At 64.8% G+C, this 23,806-nt stretch carries 19 protein-coding genes, 1 tRNA gene and 1 other RNA gene; 8 read left to right on the top strand and 13 right to left on the bottom strand.

The genetic code is table 11. From position 1 onward, the window contains the following. Window positions 1-48: 48 nt before the first annotated feature. The gene (locus tag J2X11_RS02615) at window positions 49-1,194 is read left to right on the top strand and encodes an ArsA family ATPase (protein ID WP_309972272.1); all 1,146 of its coding nucleotides are present in this window, start codon (window positions 49-51) and stop codon (window positions 1,192-1,194) included. Here J2X11_RS02615 and J2X11_RS02610 read toward each other — a convergent pair. After that, a complete protein-coding gene (locus J2X11_RS02610; protein ID WP_309966446.1) occupies window positions 1,191-1,451 on the bottom strand; it encodes a WhiB family transcriptional regulator in 261 nt (86 codons plus the stop codon). The two genes, J2X11_RS02615 and J2X11_RS02610, sit on opposite strands and share 4 nt — an antisense overlap. A 172-nt stretch (window positions 1,452-1,623) precedes the next feature. Here J2X11_RS02610 and J2X11_RS02605 point away from each other — a divergent pair, with 172 nt between their 5' ends. Beyond that, on the top strand, window positions 1,624-3,822 hold the full coding sequence (locus J2X11_RS02605; protein ID WP_309966443.1) for a transglycosylase domain-containing protein: 2,199 nt from the start codon (window positions 1,624-1,626) through the stop codon (window positions 3,820-3,822). Between the two features lie 4 nt (window positions 3,823-3,826). On the opposite strand, the gene J2X11_RS02600 is transcribed toward J2X11_RS02605, so the two are convergent. After that, window positions 3,827-4,288 carry a GatB/YqeY domain-containing protein gene (locus J2X11_RS02600; protein ID WP_309966441.1) on the bottom strand — a complete coding sequence of 154 codons (462 nt, stop codon included), beginning with the start codon at window positions 4,286-4,288 and terminating at the stop codon, window positions 3,827-3,829. Window positions 4,289-4,327: 39 nt separating this feature from the next. Between J2X11_RS02600 and J2X11_RS02595 the strand changes: the two genes are divergently transcribed. The 3 genes from J2X11_RS02595 to J2X11_RS02585 all read left to right on the top strand — a co-directional run bounded on the left by J2X11_RS02595 (window position 4,328) and on the right by J2X11_RS02585 (window position 6,329). Next, complete coding sequence (locus J2X11_RS02595; protein WP_309966438.1) at window positions 4,328-5,242, top strand: metallophosphoesterase; 915 nt, start codon at window positions 4,328-4,330, stop codon at window positions 5,240-5,242. Between the two features lie 16 nt (window positions 5,243-5,258). Continuing rightward, a tRNA-Pro gene (locus tag J2X11_RS02590) sits at window positions 5,259-5,332 on the top strand. A gap of 259 nt (window positions 5,333-5,591) precedes the next feature. Beyond that, window positions 5,592-6,329 carry an MFS transporter gene (locus tag J2X11_RS02585; RefSeq protein WP_309966434.1) on the top strand — a complete coding sequence of 246 codons (738 nt, stop codon included), beginning with the start codon at window positions 5,592-5,594 and terminating at the stop codon, window positions 6,327-6,329. A 3-nt stretch (window positions 6,330-6,332) separates the two neighbouring features. Here the strand turns inward: J2X11_RS02585 and J2X11_RS02580 are convergent, their stop codons facing one another. After that, complete coding sequence (locus J2X11_RS02580) at window positions 6,333-8,291, bottom strand: hypothetical protein (RefSeq protein ID WP_309966431.1); 1,959 nt, start codon at window positions 8,289-8,291, stop codon at window positions 6,333-6,335. 113 nt (window positions 8,292-8,404) lie between these two features. Between J2X11_RS02580 and J2X11_RS02575 the strand changes: the two genes are divergently transcribed. Beyond that, a complete protein-coding gene (locus tag J2X11_RS02575; RefSeq protein ID WP_309966428.1) occupies window positions 8,405-9,397 on the top strand; it encodes a hypothetical protein in 993 nt (330 codons plus the stop codon). Here the strand turns inward: J2X11_RS02575 and J2X11_RS02570 are convergent. The 9 genes from J2X11_RS02570 to J2X11_RS02530 all read right to left on the bottom strand — a co-directional run bounded on the left by J2X11_RS02570 (window position 9,394) and on the right by J2X11_RS02530 (window position 21,245). Next, window positions 9,394-10,428, bottom strand: coding sequence for an aspartate-semialdehyde dehydrogenase (locus J2X11_RS02570; RefSeq protein WP_309966424.1), 1,035 nt, complete (start codon window positions 10,426-10,428; stop codon window positions 9,394-9,396). The genes J2X11_RS02575 and J2X11_RS02570 overlap by 4 nt on opposite strands. Continuing rightward, a complete protein-coding gene (locus J2X11_RS02565; RefSeq protein WP_309966421.1) occupies window positions 10,425-11,705 on the bottom strand; it encodes an aspartate kinase in 1,281 nt (426 codons plus the stop codon). The genes J2X11_RS02570 and J2X11_RS02565 overlap by 4 nt, the downstream gene beginning before the upstream one ends. A 124-nt stretch (window positions 11,706-11,829) precedes the next feature. After that, a complete protein-coding gene (locus J2X11_RS02560) occupies window positions 11,830-12,558 on the bottom strand; it encodes a flavodoxin family protein (protein WP_309966418.1) in 729 nt (242 codons plus the stop codon). 52 nt (window positions 12,559-12,610) lie between these two features. Continuing rightward, a complete protein-coding gene (gene recR / locus J2X11_RS02555) occupies window positions 12,611-13,222 on the bottom strand; it encodes a recombination mediator RecR (RefSeq protein WP_309966415.1) in 612 nt (203 codons plus the stop codon). A 26-nt stretch (window positions 13,223-13,248) separates the two neighbouring features. Beyond that, the gene (locus J2X11_RS02550) at window positions 13,249-13,872 is read right to left on the bottom strand and encodes a TetR/AcrR family transcriptional regulator (RefSeq protein ID WP_309966412.1); all 624 of its coding nucleotides are present in this window, start codon (window positions 13,870-13,872) and stop codon (window positions 13,249-13,251) included. 5 nt (window positions 13,873-13,877) lie between these two features. Further along, the gene (locus tag J2X11_RS02545) at window positions 13,878-15,677 is read right to left on the bottom strand and encodes an N-acyl-D-amino-acid deacylase family protein (RefSeq protein ID WP_309966409.1); all 1,800 of its coding nucleotides are present in this window, start codon (window positions 15,675-15,677) and stop codon (window positions 13,878-13,880) included. A gap of 20 nt (window positions 15,678-15,697) precedes the next feature. Next, on the bottom strand, window positions 15,698-18,373 hold the full coding sequence (locus J2X11_RS14480) for a chorismate-binding protein (RefSeq protein ID WP_309966406.1): 2,676 nt from the start codon (window positions 18,371-18,373) through the stop codon (window positions 15,698-15,700). Next, complete coding sequence (locus tag J2X11_RS02535; RefSeq protein WP_309966402.1) at window positions 18,330-20,210, bottom strand: DNA polymerase III subunit gamma and tau; 1,881 nt, start codon at window positions 20,208-20,210, stop codon at window positions 18,330-18,332. The genes J2X11_RS14480 and J2X11_RS02535 overlap by 44 nt, the downstream gene beginning before the upstream one ends. A gap of 42 nt (window positions 20,211-20,252) precedes the next feature. Then, window positions 20,253-21,245: an alpha/beta hydrolase gene (locus J2X11_RS02530; RefSeq protein WP_309966399.1), complete on the bottom strand. Its 993-nt coding sequence runs from the start codon at window positions 21,243-21,245 to the stop codon at window positions 20,253-20,255. Window positions 21,246-21,363: 118 nt separating this feature from the next. On the opposite strand from J2X11_RS02530, the gene J2X11_RS02525 reads away from it, so the two are divergent. After that, entirely contained in the window at window positions 21,364-22,542 is a 1,179-nt protein-coding gene (locus tag J2X11_RS02525) for an acyl-CoA dehydrogenase family protein (protein WP_309966396.1), read from the top strand. 1 nt (window position 22,543) lies between these two features. Further along, complete coding sequence (locus J2X11_RS02520) at window positions 22,544-23,677, top strand: acyl-CoA dehydrogenase family protein (RefSeq protein ID WP_309966393.1); 1,134 nt, start codon at window positions 22,544-22,546, stop codon at window positions 23,675-23,677. A gap of 4 nt (window positions 23,678-23,681) precedes the next feature. Here J2X11_RS02520 and ffs read toward each other — a convergent pair. Next, an RNA gene (gene ffs / locus J2X11_RS02515) (signal recognition particle sRNA small type) lies at window positions 23,682-23,778 on the bottom strand. Window positions 23,779-23,806 lie beyond the last annotated feature (28 nt).

The following is a 23,806-nucleotide window of genomic DNA, read 5'->3' as shown; positions in this document are numbered from 1 at the left end:
CCCAAGAAGGCACCCCCTCCCCGCAAGGTGAAGGCCACGCCGCGCGGAATGTCTGGAGCAGCCACCGGCACCCTCGACATCGACGCCCTGCTCGCGGACCGCAAGACAGAGATCATCGTCTGTTGCGGCTCGGGTGGGGTAGGCAAGACCACGACCGCAGCAGCGCTGGGACTCCGAGCAGCAGAGCAGGGTCGCAAGGTATGCGTACTCACGATTGACCCGGCCCGACGGCTGGCGCAGTCCATGGGGCTGACCGAGCTCGACAACACCCCGCGACCCGTCAAGGGCGTCAGCGGCGGACCCGGCTCGCTCGACGCCATGATGCTCGACATGAAGCGCACGTTCGACGAGGTCGTCGAGCAGCAGGCATCGCCGGAGAAGGCCGCGCAGATCCTCAACAACCCGTTCTACCTGGCGCTGTCGAGCTCGTTCGCGGGCACGCAGGAGTACATGGCCATGGAGAAGCTCGGCCAGCTACACGCCGAGGCTGTCGGCGAGGACCACCGCTGGGACCTGATCATCGTCGACACTCCCCCGTCGCGATCGGCGCTCGACTTCCTCGATGCGCCCGAACGACTCTCGTCGATGCTCGACGGCAGGTTTATCAAGCTGCTGCTCGCGCCTGCCAAGGGACCGGCCAAGCTGCTGACGGCTGGGTTCGGCATCGTCACCGGTGCGCTCAACAAGGTGCTCGGTGCCCAGGTGCTCACGGACATGCAGACGTTCATCGCCGCCTTCGACACGCTCTTCGGAGGGTTCAGGCAGCGGGCCGAGGGAACGTACGCGCTTCTGCAGGCTGACGAGACGGCTTTCGTCGTCGTTGCCTCACCGGAGCCCGCCGCCATGCGCGAGGCCTCGTACTTCGTCGAGCGACTCGCAGGCGAAAACATGCCGCTGGCTGGGTTGGTCATCAACCGCGTGCATGACAAGGGAGCTCAGGGGATCACAGCCGCTGACGCGGAATCTGCTGGACGTCGACTTACCTCGGGAAGCACGACGGATCAGGTGGCAGCCGATCTGTTGGCGATCCACGCTGCACGACTCAAGGTGTCGGCGCGCGAGTCACGACTCAAGTCAGGATTCGCAGCGGCACACGGTGGCGTGCCAACGGTGTCAGTCGCAGCGCTCGCCGGAGATGTTCATGACCTCGACGGGCTGCGCGAGATCGGCGAACTTCTCGCCAAGAAGGACTAGCTGGCGGTCTGGAGGATGTTGCGCCACGCCGTGACGTTGGGCCGGCGCCGCAACAGCGCGCGACGCTCGCGCTCGGTCATACCGCCCCAGACACCCCACTCGATGCGGTTGTCCAGTGCTTCAGCGAGGCACTCGGCGCGTACGTGACACGTCGAGCACAGCTGCTTAGCGCGATTCTGCTCAGCGCCCTTGACGTACAGCGCGTCAGACTTTCCACGACATGCGGCCTGTGCCGCCCAGTTTTCGTTCCACTGCATCATGTGAACCTCCCCGAGACCGGCCGCGGTGGCCGAAGTGAGTCCGTGGGTTCAATCTAGGAACGTGCCATCGGGGATGTCAGACCGTTCGTGATCATCTTGTCTAGTCCTAAATGGCTAGACATTTCCCCGTGGAACAGCCGGTTCGCACGCATCACGTACCCTGACTGGCATGGCTCGGGAGGACTTCAGCGCTTCGTTGCGCAGACTCGCTCAGTCCGGCAAACGTCCCCAGACCACTGCAGGTGCCGTGGGGTCGATGGCCCGGCTGTCCGCGCTCGCGGGTGTCGCCGTGGCCGCCATCCTGATTCCGGCCACCGCATTCGTCGCCGTGACGGGCAACAACGTCACCAACGATCTGGTCAACCTGCCCTTGACCCTGGAAGACCGCCCCAACCCGCAGACGACGCGGCTACTCGCGTCCAATGGCGAGCTGATGGCGTACTTCTACAAGGAGAATCGCCAGGACGTTCCCCTCAAGGAAATCGCTCCGGTCATGCAAGAGGCCATGCTGGCGATCGAAGATGCGCGGTTCTTCAAACACGGTGCGCTTGACCTCAAGGGCACCATTCGCGCCGCCGTCAACAATGCGTCCGAGGGACAGACCCAGGGTGGCTCGACCATCACCCAGCAGCTCGTCAAGCTGACCCTGCTGTCGCAAGCCACGACCAAGGCAGAGCGCATCGCCGCCACCGAGAGCTCCCTGGCGCGCAAAGCGCGAGAGCTCAAGCTGGCCATCACGTACGAGCGCGAGCACACCAAGAAGGAAATCCTCGAGCGCTACCTCAACATCGCCTACTTCGGCGATGGTGCGTACGGCATCCAGGCTGCAGCGTTCCACTACTTTTCGCAGAGCCCCGACAAGCTGACCGCGACCCAGTCGGCCACGCTGGCGGGCCTGGTCAAGAACCCCGTTGAGTTCGACCCTCGCGTCTATCCCGAACGCGCCCTGCAGCGTCGCAACACCGTCCTCGCGGTCATGCAACGGCTCGGAGTGCTGACGGCCAGCGAGGTCGGCAAAGAGTCGGCGAAGCCGCTCGGCCTCAAGATCACGAAGTACCCCAACGGCTGCGTCACCTCCGTCGCGGCATTCTCGTGCGACTACGTACGCCGCTACCTGCTGCAGGAGCCCGCGCTCGGCGCGACCGTTGCCGAGCGTCAGACCACGCTCGAACGCGGCGGTCTGACGATCAAGACCAACATCGATCTGCGTATGCAGAAGGCCGCCAACAACGCGGTCAAGTCGACCGTGAACCCGCGGGACAAGGCGATTGCGGGCATGGCAATGGTCGAGCCCGGAACCGGCAAGGTGCGCGCGGTCGCCCAGTCGCGACCCATGGGACGCGACAGGAAGAAGGGCCAGTCCTTCATCAACTACACGGTGCCGCGTGCGTACGGCGACTCCGGCGGATTCCCGGCCGGCTCGACGTTCAAGATGTTCACCGTCGCGGCAGCGCTCAAGGGCGGTATCGACGTCGGCAAGACGTACAAGTCGCCGCGCACGATTCACATGCCGGCCGGCACGTACTTCGACTGCGAGGGTGGCGGAACCAGCGTCTGGGACCCGAGCAACTCGACGGCCAGCGGCAAGATGAACATGTACACCGGCACGCGCCTTTCGGTGAACACCTACTTTGCCCAGCTCGAGCGCGACGCCGGCCTGTGCAACACGGTCAAGGCCGCGGAGTCGATGGGCATCGTCGTGCCATTCGATCCCGACCACAAGGACTCGAAGGGCCGTAGAGACCCGATCACCAACCAGGTCCCGTCCTTCACCCTCGGCGTCACCAACGTCAGCCCCCTCGACATGGCCGCCGCCTACGCAGTGCCGGCCTCCGGCGGCAAGTACTGCAAGCCCATGCCAGTCAACTCGATCGTCGACCTCAAGGACCGGGTCGTGAAGGAGTACAAGCCGGAATGCGAGCGCGTCCTCACGAAGGACGAAGCCGCCCAGATCAACGACATCCTTCGCGGCGTCCAGCAGCCAGGTGGCTTCGGCTACGCCAACGGAACGGCCCTGCGCGTCCCTTCAGCTGCCAAGACCGGAACCACTCAGGAGAACAAGGCTGTTTGGTACAACGGCTACACACCTGAGTTGTCGACAGCCGCGATGATCGCCGGTGTCACCAGCAAGGGACTGCCGAAGTCGCTGGCCGGCGTCACGATCAACGGTCGCTTCCTCAACTTCGCCTCGGTCGGCGGTAGTTCGTTGGCCGGACCGATGTGGAAGAAGGCGATGGGCATCGTCCAGGACTACCTCGAGCCGTCCAACTTCGACGTCCCGCCCAAGCGTCAGCCCGCGCCGCCCAAGGAGAAGGACGACAAGAAGAAGGGCGATGACCCTCAGGATCCGGAAGACCCGGACACCTGAGTCGTCAGGCTCCTAGTTGAGCCTTGACCTCTGCCGCGACCGCTCCACCGTCGGCTTTGCCCTTGACCTGCGGTGACACGATGCCCATGACCTTGCCCATGGCCTTCATGCCCTCGCCCGCGGCACCCGCCGACTCAACGGCGGCCGTGACAATCGCCTTGATCTCGTCGGCGCCGAGCTGCTCCGGAAGGTAGGTCGCGAGGATCTCGGCTTCGGCCTTCTCCTTGTCGGCGAGCTCCTGGCGGTCGCCGGCAGCAAATGCCTCGGCGGCTTCGCGGCGCTTCTTCGCCTCAGACCCGAGCACGGTGATGACGTCCTCATCGGACAGCTCTTTGGCTTCCTTGCCCGCTACTTCGGCATTGGTGATGGCAGCGAGTGCCATGCGCAGGGTGGACGTACGCAAGGTGTCGCGGGCCTTCATCGCAGTGACGAGGTCGGTGTGGAGCTGGTCCTTGAGAGCTGACATGGGTCAAGTCTCCCACCACGCTGTGAAAGGCTGGGCGTCATGCTCTCCGTTGTCGTGCCGCTGGCTGCTGCTGCAGCCGGGCTGACGTACGCCACCGCGTACGAGTCTCGCGCGTTCACGCTGCGGGAGGTCACCGTCCCGGTACTCCCCCCGGGGTCGGCACCGCTGCGGGTACTGCACCTGTCCGACACCCACATGACGCCTGGGCAGCACAAGAAGCAGAAGTGGCTTCGCGGTCTCGCCGACCTCCAGCCCGATCTCGTGATCAACACCGGCGACAACCTGGCGCACATGGATGCCGTGCCGTCGGTGCTCGAGGCCTATGGCGACCTGCTCGATATCCCCGGTGCCTACGTCTTTGGCTCGAACGACTACTTCGAGCCGCATCTGAAGAATCCGGTTCGCTACCTGCGCGGTGGCACGGGTACGAATGGCGCCCGCCTCAGGACGACCCCCGACCTGCCCTTCGGCGAGTTGCGCTCCGCATTCGCCGAGCGCGGATGGACCGACCTCACCAACCGCCATGCCGCGCTTGAAGTTGCCGGGCACTCGCTGGCCTTTGTCGGGGTTGACGATCCTCACCTGGGCTACGACGTACTCGATGACGTACCGGCGGACACCACGGCTGACCTCGCGATCGGCGTCACTCACGCGCCATACCTGCGGGTGCTCGACCGCTGGAACTCGCTGGGCTATCCGCTGATCATGGCCGGCCACACCCATGGCGGACAGCTCTGCCTGCCGTTCTTCGGCGCGCTCGTCACCAACTGCGATCTTGATCGCAAGCGCGCCAAGGGACTGCACAAACACCAGGTCGACGGGCACGATCCGTCGTGGCTCCACGTGTCCGCCGGGCTCGGCACATCGCCGTTCACGCCCGTGCGTTTTGCCTGCCGCCCCGAGGCAACTCTGCTCACTCTGACTGAGATAGACTCACCCGGGTCCTCCCAGTAGTCATACGGGGGACGGCCGGGGTGTGGCGCAGCTTGGTAGCGCGCGTCGTTCGGGACGACGAGGCCGCAGGTTCAAATCCTGTCACCCCGACGCACGAATAGAGGATGGCTCATTTCGATGAGCCATCCTCTTCGCGCTTTGCTGGCCATCCTCTATTCGTGCGTCATGATGGCGCGCAGGATTTGGGAGGAGGCCGTCCACGGCCGACGGGTCCTGTCACCCCGACGCACGAGAAGCGGGCGGCTCATTTCGATGAGTCGCCCGCTTCCTGCATGTCACCCACCCGATTGCAATCGGATCGCAACTCATCTCGGAATGACTTCGCCCACCCCTGTGGAAGACTCGGAACATGGTCGACGAACAACAACCCGCGAAGAAGGTCGTCAAGCGGGTAGTCAAGAAGGGCGTCGCCAAGCCTGCCCCCAAGGACTCAGCGCCACAGGTGCGATACGGCCGTACGGTCACCACCGCTCCGCGCCCCAACGCGAAGGTGGGCCCAGCGCCCACCAAGCCGAAGCCCAAGGCCCCGCGCCCCAAGATTGAAGTCGCGTCGAAGGTCAAGGGTGCCCAGAAGGCCGTGACCTCAAAGGGCTCGAGCGCAGCAACTGGAGCCGCGGGCGCAATCAAATCTGGAGCTGGCCGCGTACGCGATGCTGTCGACGACAGCTTCTTCCGCGTACGGACCTGGCGTATGCCGCACTGGAGCCCGATCCCCGCATCGGTCTTCACTGGAGCCGTCGTCGGCATGATCGCTGTGGCCCTCGGCCTAGCATCCAAGAGTCTGTTCAACGAGCTGCGTGGTGTGTCCGCCGGCGGCGGCCGTTGGGGTTCTCTGACCTTCGTCGTCGTCGCCTTCATCGCATTCGTCCTCGGCGAGCTGCTCCTGTCGGGCTTCGGAATCACGCAGGCGCGTCTGAAGAGCTTCCTCGGAGTCGTCCTCACGATCGTTGCGATGCTGGGGCTGTTCCTCGGCCTCGCTGACACCGTGTGGGGACTGCTCATCGTGCCGCTGGTCGCACTCGCCTCGTACGTACTGGCGCAGTGGCTGCTCGACCTTGCCGAGACCTCAGCCGACGACGTCGACTGACTCTCAGAACCCGGTGAACACCAGGTAGAGGATCCCGCCGAGGATGCCGACGCCGAGGAACTGCTTGGGCCACGTCCATTTCGGGTCTGGTCCGTCGTGACCGAACAGTCCGAGCAGTGACAGGACCAGTCCCGGGATCGTGAGCAGGATGAAGGCGTTGCGCATGATCGAGTCCGGATCATCGAGCATCGAGAACACGAGCTTGGCGAACAGTGTGCCGACCACCATCATCAGCAACACCTTGAACAGACCAGCGGGCAACAGACCGTGGAGTCGTTCGGAGTTGGGGAACTTCCGCTCGTAGATCGCCAGGATCTGCGGTACGGCGAACAGCGCCGCGCCCACCCACAGCTGCCAGCAGTTGCCGATGAACGCGATCGACAAGAACACGAACAAGCCCGTACGAAGTGCCGTCGCCCAAAGGCGTTGACCGGGCCCGGCGAACGGGAGCTTGCCCTTCTCGACCGCGGTGAGCCGCTGGGGATAGCGCCTGGCGGCGAGCTCTTCGACCAGCACGCGCGCCACGCAGGCCAGGATCGCCGCGAGGGCGATCTTGTCGGCGTGATCGGCGATCGGCAGGTCGAGGCCCGACAATCCGGGCAGGCCACCAATCGTCTTTTGCACGGCCCAGCCAGCAGTCAGGGTGCCGATCACTGCGTCGGCGATCCGGTCCCACGCGTACGGCCTGCCTTCACCGAGGGATCGTCTGAATGGTCTCGTCGCAGCTGCGATCAGCGGGATCGCGAACCACAGCGCGGCGAGGCCGAGGAACGAGCGGATCGTTGAGGCCGTTCCCAACTGGTTCGAGCCCCAGATCATCATGCCGCCGAGGAATCCGATGACTCCGGCGAATCCGGCTGTCGCGTCGAAGATCGCGATGACCAGCAGCGTCGTCGTCAGAGCCACCGATGGCGCGATCGGAATACCGTCGGTCTGGTGCGCCGCGACGAGTCCGAGCGCTCCACCGGCGATGACGATCAGCGTCCAGGCCGAGCTGAAGATGGCGCGCAGATACGAGCCGTCGGCCAGGACTCGGGCGGTCAGTGGCGATCGCGTCGCGAGCCAGGCCGGCGCGGCGAGGCTGAACGCATCAACCTGTCGCCAACCCGGGAGCTTCCACGTACCCGAGTTGTCGCCGCGTCCTGCTCCGTTGACGTCGAACTTGTTCATCTTGACCTTGGCGGCCTTGACGCTGCCAGCCTTGCGCGTGCCCTCGGCGGCTGCTGCACCTGCTGCGACGGCCACACTGACTGCGCCCAGCATCGAACTGGCTGCCAGCCCGGCAGGACCGACCAGGGTCAACATCGTGAACGCGGCAACACCGATCGTCACGACCTCCTTGGGATGGTCGGTCGGGTCCCACGGCGGCGGGAGATCAGATACGGGAGCAACGAGTGCTGGCACCGGTTCGGGCGCAGGCTCGGGAGTCGGCGTCGGCTCCGGCGTCGGAGTGGGTGTGGGTGTCGGCTCCGGCGTCGGTGTCGGAGTCGGTATGACGACCTCAGGCTCCGGCCTCGGCTTGGGCTTCGGTGCTGGAGGCGGCGGGTCCTCGGCATCCGGAACTACATGGACCATGATCGTGGTGGTCTCGGCCGGATCCGTATAACCCGGATCGTTGGAGAACCACTTCACGTGAAACTCGTAATCACCAATGACTTCTGGCGATGACGTATCGCAGGACCAGTTCGTGCTTGCAAGTATGAAGTCGCATCGCAGCGGAGGATCGCCAGGATTGATCGTGAAGTTGGAGATCTGCAGTCGATCAAACGGAAAGAGGGGACCTGCCACGGTGCCCTCGAAATGAATGGGCTGATCCGAGACTTCGACCTCAATGTCGCTGCCTGACGGTGTCGTGACAATTGGCGCCGGAGCGCCGATCGACCAAGCGGCCGAAGACAGCAGGGTCGCGCCGGTGAGGAGTCCCACGAGCGCGAGGAGGCCAACCGCAACGCGTTTGATCACAATCGAACAATCTATGTGCGCCCACCGATTCGAGTGATCGTTATGGGCACGAATGGCCCATTCGAACCACATGGCGGCGGTATCGTCAGCACCACTTTCGATCAGGGGATGCCATGTACCGGATGAGGCTCGTTGCTGCTGCTGCGCTGCTTGCGGTTCTCGCTGCCTGTGGCGGCAGCGACGACAACGCCAAGATCCCCAGCGGAACCAAGTCCGACGGCCCGGTAAAGGTCGCCGAACCGCAGTCAGGCCAGTGCGTCGCCAAGGAGGTCGCCGACGGTGACGACTTCGCACCCGATTTGAAGACCGTCGTGCCCTGCAGCGAGCTGCACGCGTACGAGATCGTCGCTGTCGTGGCCATCCCCGATGACATGCTCGCCGGCACCACGGATACAGAGAAGCTCGCCCGGCGCACAGAACTGACGCAGATCAGCGGCGAGGACACCGAGCTCCGCAAGCGGCTCCGTAGCGAGGTCTACTCGTTGTGCGACGAGCCGTTCCGTGAGGCCACCGGCCTCGGTCAGGTCACGGTGGTCGAGAAGTCAGCAAAGGAGGTCGACCTGCGACTGCCGCCCGGTGCCGCATCGCAGTGGTACAACCTCAGCTCGCCAGAACTCTGGGTCAAGGGCACCACCCAGGCGGTGTGCTCGTTCCGCTTCGCGCCGCCGTCCGAAGGCGACAAGGTCTTCCCCGTCACTCCCATCAGGTCCACCAACACCAACCCGGCGATGTCGTCGTACCTGACGCGCAAGTACCCCGCCGACCTGCGCTCGTGCTGGGACACCAAGACCGACAAGGCTGCCTCCTGCTCCGGGACCCACGACCAGGAGCTTTTGTGGATCATCGACATGAAGGCCGTCTACGGAAAGGCATTCCTCAAGGGCGCCAACCTCGCCAACGTGAACGACGCTGACTTCACCAAGCTGGCTGACGCCTGCATCGACCCGTACGAGGAGTCCGGCGGCGGACTCACCCAAAAGATCGGCATGAGCTTCCGGTTCTTCTCGGACGTGCCGACCACGGGCAAGACGCTGCCGATCATCTGCGTACTGGCGGCACGAGATGGTTCGCGGCTCGAGGACGTCACCGCGTACAGCAGGTTTTAGACGAGAAGCTCAGCGATCTGGACCGTGTTGAGTGCTGCGCCCTTGCGGAGGTTGTCTCCACTGACGAACAGCACGAGTCCACGGTTTCCGTCGATGCTCTGGTCCTGACGGATACGGCCGACCAGGCTCGGATCGGCACCAGCTGCCTGCAACGGCGTGGGCACATCGACCAGTTGTACGCCCGGCGCCGAGGCAAGAAGCTCGGTGGCGCGCGCGACTGTCAGGTCCGAGGCGAACTCGGCGTTGATCGACAGCGAGTGACCCGTGAACACCGGAACGCGTACGCAGGTGCCGGCAACCCGGAGGTCAGGGATGCCGAGGATCTTGCGGCTCTCGTTGCGGAGCTTCTGCTCCTCATCGGTCTCGAACGATCCGTCGTCGACGATCGATCCGGCCAGCGGCAGCACGTTGAACGCGATGGGCGCGACGTACTTGTTGGGCGCGGGGAACTGAACGGCTGACCCGTCGTACGCGAGCTCATTGGCCTTGTCGACGACCGCGAGTGCCTGACCGTGAAGCTCTTGGACGCCGGCAATGCCGGAGCCAGAGACAGCCTGGTAGCTGCTGACAATGAGGCGCACGAGAGTGGCTTCGTCGTGAAGCGGCTTGAGGACCGGCATCGCTGCCATGGTCGTGCAGTTGGGATTGGCGATGATGCCGCGGCCACCTTCGCGGGTCGCGAGCTCGATGTCCTGCGGGTTGACCTCGCTGACGACCAGCGGGATCTCGGGGTCCTTGCGGAACGCCGACGAGTTGTCGATGACGGTCACGCCAGCAGCAGCAAAGCGGGGAGCTTGTACGCGAGACAGCGTCGCGCCAGCCGAGAACAGCGCGATGTCGAGACCTGAAGGATCAGCGAGCTCGGCGTCTTCGATGACGATCTCGCCACCCTTCCAGGGCAGCGTCTTGCCGGCCGAACGCGAGGACGCGAAGAAGCGCACCTCGTCGGCGGGGAAGTTGCGCTCCTCGAGAATGGCGCGCATGGCGACGCCGACCTGGCCAGTTGCGCCAACGATTCCGATGCTGGTCATCGTCCGGTACCTCCGTAAACCACGGCCTCGACTTCATCGGTGCCGAGGTTGAAGGCCTCATGGGCGGCGTTGACGGCGGCGTCGACCTGGTTGTCGGACACGACGACCGAGATGCGGATCTCCGAGGTGGAGATCATCTCGATGTTGACGCCGGCATCGGCGAGAGCCTGGAAGAACGTCGCGGTGATGCCGGGTGACGAACGCATACCGGCACCGACGATCGACACCTTGCCGACGCTGTCGTCGTACTGCAGGCGCTCGAAGCCGACGTCATCCTTGAGCCGCGCGAGGGCGGTCATGGCGGTCTGGCCATCGGCGCGAGGCAGGGTGAACGAGATGTCTGTCAGCGCAGTGGCAGCCGCGGACACGTTCTGGACGATCATGTCGATGTTGATCTGGGCGTCCGCGAGCGCGCGAAGGATCGCGGCGGCCTCGCCGACCTTGTCGGGCACGCCGACCACGGTGATCTTGGATTCGCTTCGATCGTGCGCAACGCCAGAAATGATTGCTTGTTCCATGGTGGACCCCTCTTGGATGACGTCCTCGGTCTTGACGACCCAGGTGCCGGTCTTGTCGGAGAACGACGACCGTACGTGGATCGGGATGTCGTTGCGACGGGCGTACTCAACGCACCGAAGGTGCAGGATCTTGGCACCGCTAGCTGCCATCTCGAGCATCTCTTCGTACGAGATGCGCGGGATATGGCGGGCGTCGGGAACGATGCGCGGATCGGCAGTGAAGATGCCGTCGACGTCGGTGTAGATCTCGCAGACGTCGGCGTGCAGGGCCGCGGCGAGCGCGACTGCTGTGGTGTCAGAACCGCCACGGCCGAGCGTGGTGATGTCCTTGGTGGTCTGCGAAACGCCCTGGAAGCCAGCAACGATCGCGACAGCGCCTTCGGCGAGTGCGGCTTCGATACGTCCGGGAGTGACGTCGATGATCTTGGCCTTGCCGTGCTCTGCGTCGGTGATGACGCCGGCCTGTGAGCCAGTGAACGAGCGGGCTTCCTGGCCGAGCGTTCCGATGGCCATCGCGAGGACGGCCATACTGATGCGCTCGCCTGCGGTGAGCAGCATGTCGAGCTCGCGGCCCGGGGGCAGCGGGGCTACCTGGTTGGCGAGATCGATGAGGTCATCCGTGGTGTCGCCCATGGCTGAGACCACGACAACAACGTCGTGACCGGCTTTTTTGGTCGCGACGATGCGCTGGGCGACTCTCTTGATGCTGGTTGCGTCGGCAACCGAGGAGCCGCCGTACTTCTGGACGACAATGCCCACGAGCCCGTTCCTGACTGGGTGGTGATGTACGGATGCGCGACGCTGCGCCTGCTCAGTCTACCGGTAGACCGTGAGGGGTGGCAGCGGTGATCCTGCCGCGAGACCGCGAAAACCGGTCAGCTGACTAGCGGTACTCAGGGTTGGGTGAGCCGGAGTCCTTCACGTACGAGTGGACACCGGCGTCCCACACGGTGCGCTGGTTCCCGTACGCCGATATCCCGCCGGCATCCTTGAGCTGCTTCGCCGCGTGCATCAGGTTGTACGTCATGAACGTCGTGTTTCGGTTGGTGAAGTCATTCTCTGGTCCGCCGGAGCCCGGGTCCAAATAGGACGCCCCCGGCCCGGCCTCACCGATCCATCCGGCATCCGCCTGCGGCGGAATCGTGAAACCGACGTGCTGCAGGCTGTAGAGAACGTTCATGGCGCAGTGCTTGATGCCGTCCTCGTTGCCCGTGATGATGCAGCCGCCGACGCGGCCGTAGAACGCGTACTGGCCGGCATCGTTGAGAATGCTCGACGCCGAGTAGAGCCGTTCGATGACCTGCTTCATGATGCTGCTGTTGTCGCCAAGCCAGATCGGACCGGCAAGTACGAGGATCTCGGCCGCCATGACCTGGTCGAGGATGCCGGGCCACTCGTCGACCTCCCAGCCGTGCTCGGTCATGTCGGGATAAACGCCCGTAGCGATCTGGTGATCGATCGCGCGGATCTCGGTGACACCCACGCCGTGGCTGCGCATGATGTCCGCGCTCTTGACTATGAGCCCGTCGGTGTTGCTGGGCTCGGGCGACCTTTTGAGGGTCGCGTTTATGAAGACAGCCTTGAGGCTGCTGAAGTCAGGTGCAGAGGTCATGCGCTGAGTCTGATCCTGCTGGAACGTCAGGGCAATGGTTTCGCGGAGGACGTCAGACGTTCGTCACAGATGCGATTGTCGTTCGGCCTTCGAACGCGCGGCCCAGCGTGAGCTCGTCGGCGTACTCGAGGTCGCCGCCCACCGGGAGCCCGCTGGCGAGCTTGCTGACACGCAATCCGTACGGCGAAAGCATGCGGATGAGATAGGTCGCCGTGGCCTCGCCCTCGAGGTTGGGATCGGTGGCGATGATGACCTCGGTGACGGCGCCGTCCTGCAGGCGCTGGAGGAGCTCTTTGATGCGCAGCTGGTCTGGACCAATGCCCGCGATCGGCGAGATCGCACCGCCCAGCACGTGATAGCGGCCGCGGAACTCACGCGTACGTTCGATCGCGACGACGTCTTTGGACTCTTCGACAACGCACAGCACGCTGAGATCGCGGCGCGGGTCCGAGCAGATGCGACATTCGGTGTCGACCGTGACATTGCCGCAGATCGAGCAGAAGTGGACCTTGTCCTTGACCTCGGTCAGCGTCGACGCGAAGCGGTGTACGTCTTCGGGATCGCTGTCGAGCAGGAAGAAGGCGATGCGTTGCGCGCTCTTGGGACCGATGCCGGGAAGTCGCCCGAGCTCATCGATCAGATCCTGAATCACGCCGTCATACATAGGGGATCAGTCTAGGCGGCAGGGCCTCAAGACGAGTGGTCGGCGCGCTCTCCGAATACGGGCTCTCCGGCCAACATCCGCACGAGCTGCTCGACCCGGATGTCCTCTTGCTCTGGGTGCGGATGCACCGTGGCCGTCAGCGCCTCGCCGTCGAGCATGTGGACGATGCCGAGCACGATCGTGTCGAGCTCCGCGGGTGGGATCGAGGCCGCGATGGGAAGCGCGCGCCCGAGCTCGATGATCTCCTCGTGATAGCGCTGTGCGAGTGGTTCGAGCCGCTGGCGGAGCTCGGCATCCGTGCGCGCTGCGACCAGGAGTTCGTACCAAGCCGCGTTGATCGGTGCACGGGTCGCGCGGCGCAGGAGTCGCACGACCTCAGCCACGTCGAACGTCGTCATGGACTCAAGTCCGGTGCGGAAGTCGACGAACTGCCTGGCCCGGACTGCATCTGCGGCGGCGAGGATCACGTCGAGGCGCGACTCGAAATGACGGAACAAGCCGCCCTGCGAGACTCCTGCTCGACGCGCGATCTCGTTGGTCGTCGTACGGGCGTAACCGACCTCGCCGAGGGCCGCGACAGCCGCGTCGACGACAGCCGACATCGTCGCCTCGCGACGCTGAGTCTGCGTGCGTCGCGGGGCTGTGGTCACGGCGCCTACTGTGCCACCACCGGGTCGAGGCGACGGATTGGCGTGACACTGCCGCGCGTCTCACCTGCGCGCAGGAACCGGCCGGTTCCGAGCGTGCGGCCGTAGCCCTCCACGAACTCGCCCCGCTCGTAGACGACCGCGCCTGTCACGATCGTGGCGCTGACGGCAGCATCGTTGCGGTTGACCATGCGGCTCATGTCGCCGAACTCAGGCATGAGGGCCTCGTGATAGCTGTCGACCTCGTCACTGAGCCCCGCCGGGTCGACGACCACGATGTCGGCGCGATCGCCAACGCCGATGCGTCCCGCGTCGATGCCGTAGAAGTCGCCGAGCTCGGCCGTCAGCTTGAACACGGCCTTCTCGACTGACATGAACGGCTTGGCCTCGCCCTGCGCCTTGTTGACGCGGTTGAGGAGTCGGATCCCGAAGTTGTAGAAGGCCATGTTGCGCAGGTGAGCGCCCGCGTCGGAGAACCCGATCGTGATGCCACGGCGATTGATGAGGGAGTCCTGCACCTCGGGACGCGTGTTGGCGATGTTGGTCTTCCAGCGCAGCTTGGTGCCGTGCTCCACGACCAGATCGAGATAGCAGTCGACGGGGTGCAGCCCACGGTCGCGGGCGACCTGGCCGATCATCAAGCCGACGAGGTTCGCCTCGGGGCACTCGGTGATCTCGGCATCGTCGAAGTCGCGATGCCAGACCCGCGGCGAGAACCGCTTGTCGAAGTCGCGACGGAACCAGCGGCGGTAGGCCTCGTCGTTCAGGAGGTCGTTGCGCCCCATCTCCTCGCGGAGGTGAAGGGCCTCGCGTCCCGAGCCGAACTCCTCGAAGACCACGAGGTCGATGCCGTCGGCCCAGACGCGGAAGGTCGTCGGCAGGTGCTGCCAGACGAACTTCCCACGGCCCAACGTGTTGGCGATGAAGGCCAGCGGCGCAAAGATCCGCTGTACCCACGGCTCGGCCTTGGTGTCGGCGGCGGCGAGAAGCGAGACCTTCAGCGGCTTACGGAAGAGGCCCATCGCGGTGGTGAGGTAGAACGCAATGTCGTACTTCTTGTTGAGGTTGGGGACGCCCTGGAGCACGCGGCCGCGCCGTCGGAGTACGCGACTGAGGCCACGGAACTCTTTCCAGCTCGAGTACGTCGAGGGCAGCGAGCGGGAGCGATAGCGATCGCCGTCGAGCTTGTCCCACGGATTCGTCATCGTGGAGATGCCCAGGAATCCGGCATCGAGCGCGTCTTCGAGGCGGCGTTCGATCTCTGCCTTCTCATCCTTGGTCGCCTTGTGGTCCGGGTCGGTCGACCGACCCATGCCCATGACGCTGGCGCGTACGTCGGAGTGCCCGAGGAACGAGGCGACGTGCGGGCCGAGCGGCAGCTGCTCCAACGCGTCGACCCAGCCCTGAGGCGTCGACCACGTCTTGGCGTCCTCCAGGGAAGCCAGCACATGGGTACGAGGCAGCGCCTCAACTCGGCTGAACAGATCAGCGATGTCGAGCGGCGACGAATAGATCGTCGAAAGCGAACAGTTGCCGACCAGCACTGTTGTCACACCGTGGCGCACCGACTCGTTGAGACCTGGCGCAACCTGAACCTCGGCGTCGTAATGCGTATGGGCGTCGACGAATCCCGGCATGACCCATTGGCCCGCCGCGTTGACGACCTTCGTGTCAGGACCAATGGGCAGCGGCTCGGGACTGACGGCAGTGACTCGTCCATCCTTCACGCCGACATTGGTCACGACGCCCGGAGCGCCGGTCCCGTCGTAGTAGGTGCCGCCGTTGATGACCACATCAAAGTCGTTCATCGACTCAACATAGCGAGTGACTACTCGCTATGTCTAGAGTCCGCCAGGAACGACTGGAGCATCTCGTGCCCGCGCGCCGTCAGGATGGACTCGGGGTGCATCTGCACACCCTCGACCGGATGCGTGCGGTGCCGCACGCCCATCAAGATGCCGGACGCCGTATGAGCTGTGGCCTCGAGTTCGTCGGGCAACGTCGCTGGGTCGATGACAAGTGAGTGATAGCGCGCGCACACCAGCGGCGACGGCAATCCCGCGTAGACGCCAAGACCGTCGTGGTGCACCAGAGATGGCTTGCCGTGCACGATCTCGGGCGCACGTACGACAGTTGCGCCGTAGACCTCCCCGATCGCCTGGTGACCGAGACACACGCCCAGAGTCGGCGTCGTCGGTCCGAGACGCCGGATCGCCTCGATACTGATGCCGGCATCGGCTGGCGTGCCTGGTCCGGGCGAAACGATCAGGTGAGTGAAGTCGCCGCGTTCGCGTGCAGCCACGAGCTGATCGACCGTGATCGCGTCATTGCGGACCACCTCAGCGGTTGCGCCGAGCTCGCCGACGTACTGGACGAGGTTGTAGACGAACGAGTCGTAGTTGTCGATGAAGAGAACCTTGGCCCCTTCGGTCGCAGAGCTCCCTCCCGGCGCTTCGCGCCTAGGGACCGGGCTCCTCCAGAAAGCCCAAAGCTCATCGCGCAGCCACTCGGTCGTACGGCCGACACTCCATTCGCCGACGCCTTCGACGGATCGGACGGGTACGACTCCGCGCAGCGAGTTGGCGACGAACACCTCCGTCGCTCGACTGACGTCCTCGATCGTGAGCCGCCGCTGGAATACAGGTACGCCAGCGTCACGCAAGATCTCGATGATGCGGGCGCGAGCGGTGCCGGGGAGGATGCGGTCGTCAACTGGCGGAGTGTGGACACCGTCGTCGTGCACGACGAAAACACTGGCACGCGCTGTCTCCAGCACAGCACCGTCTTCAGACACCAGGAGGAGGTCGCGGTCCGGTGCGCTCTCATGCTCGAGAACTCGGCGATCACTCCACTTGTGCTGGCCGAATCCGCCGGCAATCGTTCGAGGCTCCAACGTCCACGAAGCTGCGTCGTCGTCGATGGCGCGGCTGGTCATCGTGACGCGCACTTCGCCGTCATGCGGCACGGCATCGATACGCAACCGCTGGCGACCACTCAGCCCTGAGGCGCGGCGCAGCACGGCTTCGTCGAGGCCAGCTCGGATCGTTGTCCCGTAGACCGATCGGACGCTGGCATCGAGTCGGGCGAGGTGCGCATCGATGTCGATCACGACACCGTCCTCGACGAGCAGCGTGTCGTAGATGCCCTGCGAGACATCGACGGTCGGATCAACCCGCTCTGCAATGTCGACGGCTGAGCCTTCATCCGACGGCATCTCGGCTGTCAGCTCGAGTCGTCCGCCGATCGCCTCGATCAGCGGCCGCGCCTTGACGAGGCACTCGGCGTACTCGCCCTCAGGCGTCGAGTCGGCAACGATGCCGCCGCCAACGCCGAGCCAAATGCGGCTGTCGGCGATCTCAAACGTACGGATGGCAACATTCATCTCGAGTCCTGCCGAGGCACTGACGTGGCCGATCGAGCCCGTGTAGGCCTCGCGGCCGGTCGCCTCGAGCTCGTTGATGATCTCCATGGCCCGCACCTTGGGCGCGCCCGTCACCGAGCCTGGCGGGAAGGTCGCGCGCAGAAGGTCAGAGTCGAGAACACCGCGGCTGACGTGACCGACGACGTCGGAGACCAGATGCCACACGGCATGCCGCTCGGCTCGGGTGATGGCCGGAACGCGTACGGAGCCCGGGACACTGACGCGACCGAGGTCGTTGCGCATCAAGTCGACGATCATGATGTTCTCGGCGCGGTTCTTGGCAGAGCTGACAAGCTCGGCCGGATCGGTGTCGAGCGACGCCGTGCCCTTGATGGGCGACGTCAGGACTTCGTCGCCCGTACGACGGAGGAACAGCTCGGGCGACATGCTCGCGAGTGCACCCTCGGGGCTGGAGACGTAGGCCGCGTAGGCCGGTTGCAGTGCATCGACGCCCGCGCAGAAGACGTCGAGCGGGTCGCCACTGAATGGCGACTCGAGTCGGGTGCAGAGGTTGGCCTGGAAGATGTCGCCGGCGGCGATGTGGTCGAGCACGGTACGCAGCGCGTCCTGATGCTGCTGCGGTGTCGGCGTCATCTCGAACGTGCCAACCTCGTACGGCTCTGACTCGCTCGGGGCGCCCGCGAGGATCACGTCGATCGCCGCATCACGGTCGACGTCCGCGCTGAGCGACTCATGCCACCAGACTCCGTCGGTGAGACGGAGCACGTGGTCGTAGAAGGCGATGCGGTGATCGGGCTGCTGGATACGGCGTGGCGGGACGTCAGGCAACTCTTCGATCAGGCGACCCAGTTGATAGCCCCAGGCCCCGATCCAGCCGCCAAAGAAGCCCTCGCCATCACTGGGAGGGAGGTCGATGCCATTGAACGGATCACCGGTGATGACGTCGGTCGGATCGAAGGCGATCAGCGCTTCACCGTGGTGCCAGGCACCGATCAGCGCGACCAGACGTTCGCGATCGCGGAACCGGCGGAGAACGTCGAGCGGTTCGAGCGTGATGTCGAGCCGTCGACGAATCGGCTCAGTCCCCGGTGGTTTCGCCAATGACTTCCGCCCCCAGCTCACGACTCAACAACAGCTCAGGGTCGATGTCCTCGTTGTCGATGACTGGATCGTCACGATCGGCGGATGCGTCGGGGTTGCTGTCCTCGGCCGACGGCTGCTCGTTCATTGCTTCACGCGCGGCAGCGGATGAGGCCCGGGGCGCGGCTGGCGCTTCGGCCTTGACCGGTTCAGGCGCCGGATCCGGTGTTGACGGTGAGGAAGCGGCAGGCCGCGCACTCGGATCGACGATCGCTTCGATCCTCCACGTCACGCCGAGCACGGAGTGCAGCGCCTGCTGCACGTATTCGTCTGAGCCACTGCTGAGGAACGACTCGCGTGCACCCGGGTTGACGAGAGCAATGGTCAACGTCGTTCCGTCCAGAGACATGACCTGAGCGTTCTGGCTCAACATCACCCAAGCGAAACGGCGCAGCTCGCGAATCTTGTCGAGCACGTCCGGCCACAGGCGGCGTACGTCCGCAATCGTCATCGACCCAGCGGGAGCAGGTGCGGCTGGAGTGGGTTCCGGCTCGGGCTCGAGCTCAGCAAGCGCTGCCTCGACCGCGACCTCGGGCTGCGGGGTCTGGACGGGCTCAACCGGCGCAACTTCTTCAACAACGGCGGCTGGCTCAATCGGCGGAGCCGGCGCGGCGGCAGCGGGTGCCGCTGGCGCGGGGGCTGCACCGCCGTCGATCGAGAGGCGGCGCTCGAGGCGGTCGAGGCGGGCCTGGAATCCCTGAGTCGAGTTGTCCGATCCGGGTACGAGGATGCGCGCGCACATCAGCTCGAGCAGAAGGCGCGGAGCCGTGGCACCGCGGAACTCCATGAGAGCCGCGTTGACGATGTCGGCTGCGCGAGTGAGCTCGGACGGGCCGAATCCACTCGCCTGGGACAACAGTCGCTCGGCGCGATCGCCAGGGACGTCGAGCAGACCGGTGGACAGCGCATCCGGAACCGCCGCGACGATGACGAGATCGCGCAGTCGCTGCAGGAAGTCCTCGGCGAACCGGCGAGGATCTTGACCCGACTCGATGATCTTGTCGACGACACCAAACACCGTCGCGCCATCACTGGCAGCGAACGCATCGATCGCCTCGTCGAGCAGCGCGTCGGGCGTGTAGCCGAGCAACTGGACGGCGATGTCGTAGGTGACGCCCTCCGGGCCGGCTCCGCCGAGCAGCTGGTCGAGCACGCTGAGGGTGTCTCGCACCGATCCCTGACCGGCACGTACGACGAGCGGCAGAGCGTTGGGCTCGAGCTTGACGTCCTCGGACTTGCAGAGTTCAAGCAGGTAGTCACCGAGGATCTTGGGCGGCACCAAACGGAACGGGTAGTGGTGCGTACGAGACTTGATCGTGCCGATGACCTTGTCGGGCTCGGTCGTCGCGAAGATGAACTTGAGGTGCGGAGGCGGCTCTTCGACGAGCTTGAGCAGCGCGTTGAATCCCTGCGGGGAGACCATGTGGGCCTCATCGATGATGTAGACCTTGTAGCGGCTGCTGACCGGGGCGAAGAAAGCGCGTTCGCGCAGGTCACGGGCATCATCGACACCGCCATGGCTGGCCGCGTCAATCTCTATGACATCGATGCTGCCGGGCCCTCCACGAGCCAGGTCGCGGCAGCTCTGGCACTCGCCACACGGTTCGGCGACGGGCGCCTTCTCGCAGTTGAGGGCACGGGCCAGGATGCGCGCACTGGTCGTCTTGCCGCAGCCACGCGGTCCGGAGAACAGGTAGGCGTGATTGACCTTGTTGGCGGCGAGCGCGTGACGCAGGGGCTCGGTGACATGGTCCTGCCCGATCACCTCGGCAAACGTCTCCGGCCGGTAGCGGCGATAGAGAGCAAGGGGGGCATCCACGTCCCGAACTCTATAGACCTCGTACGACGCTGACGACCCCGATCAGGAAGGGATCAGCGAGGTGGAGCGCAGCCAGGTGTCGACAGCCGCGAACGCAGCCTTGCGCGGCACGTCCTTGGAGATGAAAACGTCGTGTCTGGCGTTCTCAATCGGCAGCGAAGTGAGCGCATTCCCCAGGCAACCGGCCCATCGGGCGATCTGCTTCACGTCGAGCACCGCATCCGCTTCGTCGACAGCCTCAGACCACGTACGAGCGAACCGAGTCTTGGACGAGCGAAGCACCAGCGACGGCACTCCGACGTCGAGTCCCTTGTGCAGTTGAGCGTGGCCGCGGCGGATCGCCGTCAGCCAGCCGAAGGTGACCGGGAATCCGTTGAGTGGCTTGAACGAGGTGTTGAAGTCCCACTCGCCGTGGGCGCTCACGTGCAGGCTCGTGCCGTAGGCATCCGTCGCGGGCAAGTTGATCGGCGTCGTCGGCTTGACCTTCGCAACACCGGCGATCGCCTTGGTGCCTACCGAGCGCATCCACGCCTTGCCCTGGAGGTCGAACCACGGGCTGTTGAGGATGAGCCCCACGACGCCAGCTCCAGCCGATCCGCCCGGCTTCTTGTTGAGTCGATCAAGCCACAGAGAGAGAACAAGCCCACCCGTCGAATGGCCCGACAGGACGATCGGCTTGCCCCCGGTTTCTTCCCGGACGATCGCGAGCGCCTGATCAAGCTCCTTGTCATACAGGGACAGGTCGGAGACGAAATGGCCCGTCTGCCCTTCACGACGCGAACGTCCGCACTTGCGCAGGTCAAGCGCGTAGAACGCGAAGCCCCGGTCCGCGAAGAAGTCGGCGAGCTCGGTCTGGAAGAAGTAGTCGCTGAATCCGTGCACGTAGATCACGGCGGCTTCAGTCTTCGCTGGAGGCGTTCGCCGTACGAGGGTTGCTTCGATCGTCCCCTCACCATCAGGGTCGGTGCCCAGCGGAATCGTCAGCTGCTCGTACCCCGTGCCGAGGTCGTCAGCGACCCACGCGCTCGCGCTCATCAACATTCCTCCTGCTAGTGCTGCAAATTGAACATACGCTGGGGGCCAAGCCGACGCATACGATGCTGAGCCTACGATGAAGTTGCACTCACGGTGCAAAAAGTTACAGGAGCCGAGCATGAGACTTCAGCTGTCTGACGAGGACGTTGCATTCCGCGAGGAAATGCGCGAGTTCTTCACAACCAAGGTGTCCAAGGAAATCCGCGACACCGTCGCGGCTCGACATGAGCTCACCAAGGAGCAGATCGTCGAGGCGCAGCAGGCGCTGAACGCCGGTGGCATCGCCGTACCCAACTGGCCGGTCGAGTGGGGTGGCAAGGACTGGACTCCTCTGCAGCGACACATCTGGCACGAGGAGATGCAGCTCGCCAACGTGCCGATCCCCCTGGCGTTCAACGCCGGCATGGTCGGACCGGTCATCGCGGCCTTCGGCTCGCAGGAGCTCAAGGAACGCTTCCTTCCCAAGACGGCCAACCTCGACATCTGGTGGTCGCAGGGCTTCTCCGAGCCCGACTCCGGCTCCGACCTCGCCTCGCTCCGCACCACCGCGGTCAAGGAAGGCGACGAGTACGTCGTCAACGGCCAGAAGACCTGGACGACCCTCGGCCAGTACGGCGACTGGATCTTCAATCTGGTCCGCACGGATCCGGAGGCCAAGAAGCAGGCGGGCATTTCGTTCCTGCTGATCGACATGACCACCCCCGGCGTCACGGTCCGCCCGATCGAGCTGATCGACGGCGGCTTCGAGGTCAACGAAGTGTTCTTCGACAACGTCCGCGTGCCCGCCGAGAACCTGGTGGGCGAGGAGAACAAGGGCTGGGACTACGCAAAGTTCCTCCTCGGCAACGAACGAGTCGGGGTCGCGCCGGTAGGCGCAACCAAGCGTTCGCTCTCGGCTGCCAAGGACTACGCCAAGACGGCCGGACCCGGCGGGACCTCACTGCTCGACGATCCGCTGTACGCCTCGCAGATCGCCGACCTCGAGAACGAACTGCTCGCCCTCGAGCTCACCGCTCTGCGCGTGGTCGCCCATTCGACTGATGGCAAGCCACACCCTGCGTCGTCCGTACTCAAGCTTCGCGGCACTGAGCTGCAACAGGCAGTCACCGAGCTGTACGTCGACATGGGCGGTCCGGCGTCGCTGGCGTCCGGCGCAGGTCCGGAATCCGATCTGGCCGACTGGAACAAGGTGTCGACGCCGTACTACCTCAACTTCCGCAAAGCCTCCATCTACGGCGGCTCCAACGAGATTCAGCGCACGATCATCGCCGGAACGATCTTGGGACTGAGGGGCTGACATGGACTTCACACTCGATGCAGAACAGGTCGCGCTGCGCGATGCCGTACGTGGACTGCTCGGCAAGTCGTACGAGTCCTCGGAGACTCGTCGTGCCGTGACCAAGCAGGATCCGGGCTGGGACGAGAAGACCTGGGCACAGCTCGCTGAAATGGGCGCTCTGGGTCTCCCGTTCGCTGAGGCCGACGGCGGAATGGGCGCAGGTCCGGTTGAAGTCTCGATCGTCGCCGAAGAGATCGGACGGGTCATCGCGCCCGAGCCGTATGTCGAAGCGGTCGTACTCGCGGGCGGACTCATCGCTGCAGCAGGCACTGACGAGCAGCGAGCCGAGATCCTCGGTGCCTTGTCCGAGGGCACGCTCGTACCCGTGTTCGCTCACAACGAGCCGGGGCAGCGCTACAGCGAGGCCGGTGCTGGCGTGACCGCGACCAAGAGCGGCGACGCCTGGACGCTGACCGGCGTCAAGGAGCCCGTCATCGGTGGCGCACGCGCCGACCTGCTGATCGTCAGCGCGGCAGTCGACGGTGGCACCGGACTGTTCTTGGTGAAGCCTGACGCCGAAGGCCTGACTCGTGACGGTTACGCCACGTTCGAAGGTGGCCGTGCTGCACGCATCGGTCTCAACGCAACCCCGGCGACACCGCTCGGCGAAGCAGGAGACCAGTCGGGCGTCATCGCGAAGGTCATCGCCGAAGCGCAGATCGCGTACGGACACGAGTCGCTTGGTGCCATGCAGTCGGCGCTCGAGCAGACGACGGAGTACCTCAAGACCCGCAAGCAGTTCGGCGTACCGCTGAGCACCTTCCAGGCCCTCACGTTCCGGGCAGCCGACATGTACGTCGAGCTCGAGCTCGCCCGCAGCGTCGTCACCTGGGCGACGTTGGTGCTGCTCGATGGCGGCGATGCTCAGGAGGCCGCGTCACGCGCCAAGCTCCAGGTCAGCAAGGCCGGGCGACACATCGGCAAGGAAGCGATCCAGCTGCACGGTGGCATCGGTATGACGGCGGAGTACAGCGTTGGTCACTTCACCAGCCGCCTCACGGCGATCGACCACACACTCGGCGATGGTCGCCATCACCTGGCCCTGTTGGTCGAGCGGCTCGACGATCACGGAGTGATTGAACCGCTGCCCTGAGGGCATGAAGGACCCCTCGCGCACCCGACAGAGCTCACTGACCCTTGCTGCCTTCCGGCCCTGGGGGAGTTGGGTGATGTGTCGCCGCGCGAGGGGCTGACTCCATCATACGGAGGCGTTGGGGCAGCA

It is taken from the genome of Aeromicrobium panaciterrae, from assembly GCF_031457275.1.
GTDB lineage: Bacteria > Actinomycetota > Actinomycetes > Propionibacteriales > Nocardioidaceae > Aeromicrobium > Aeromicrobium panaciterrae_A.
The sequence above is the reverse complement of the archived record's forward strand: the minus strand, read 5'-3'. Positions and strand labels throughout refer to the sequence as shown.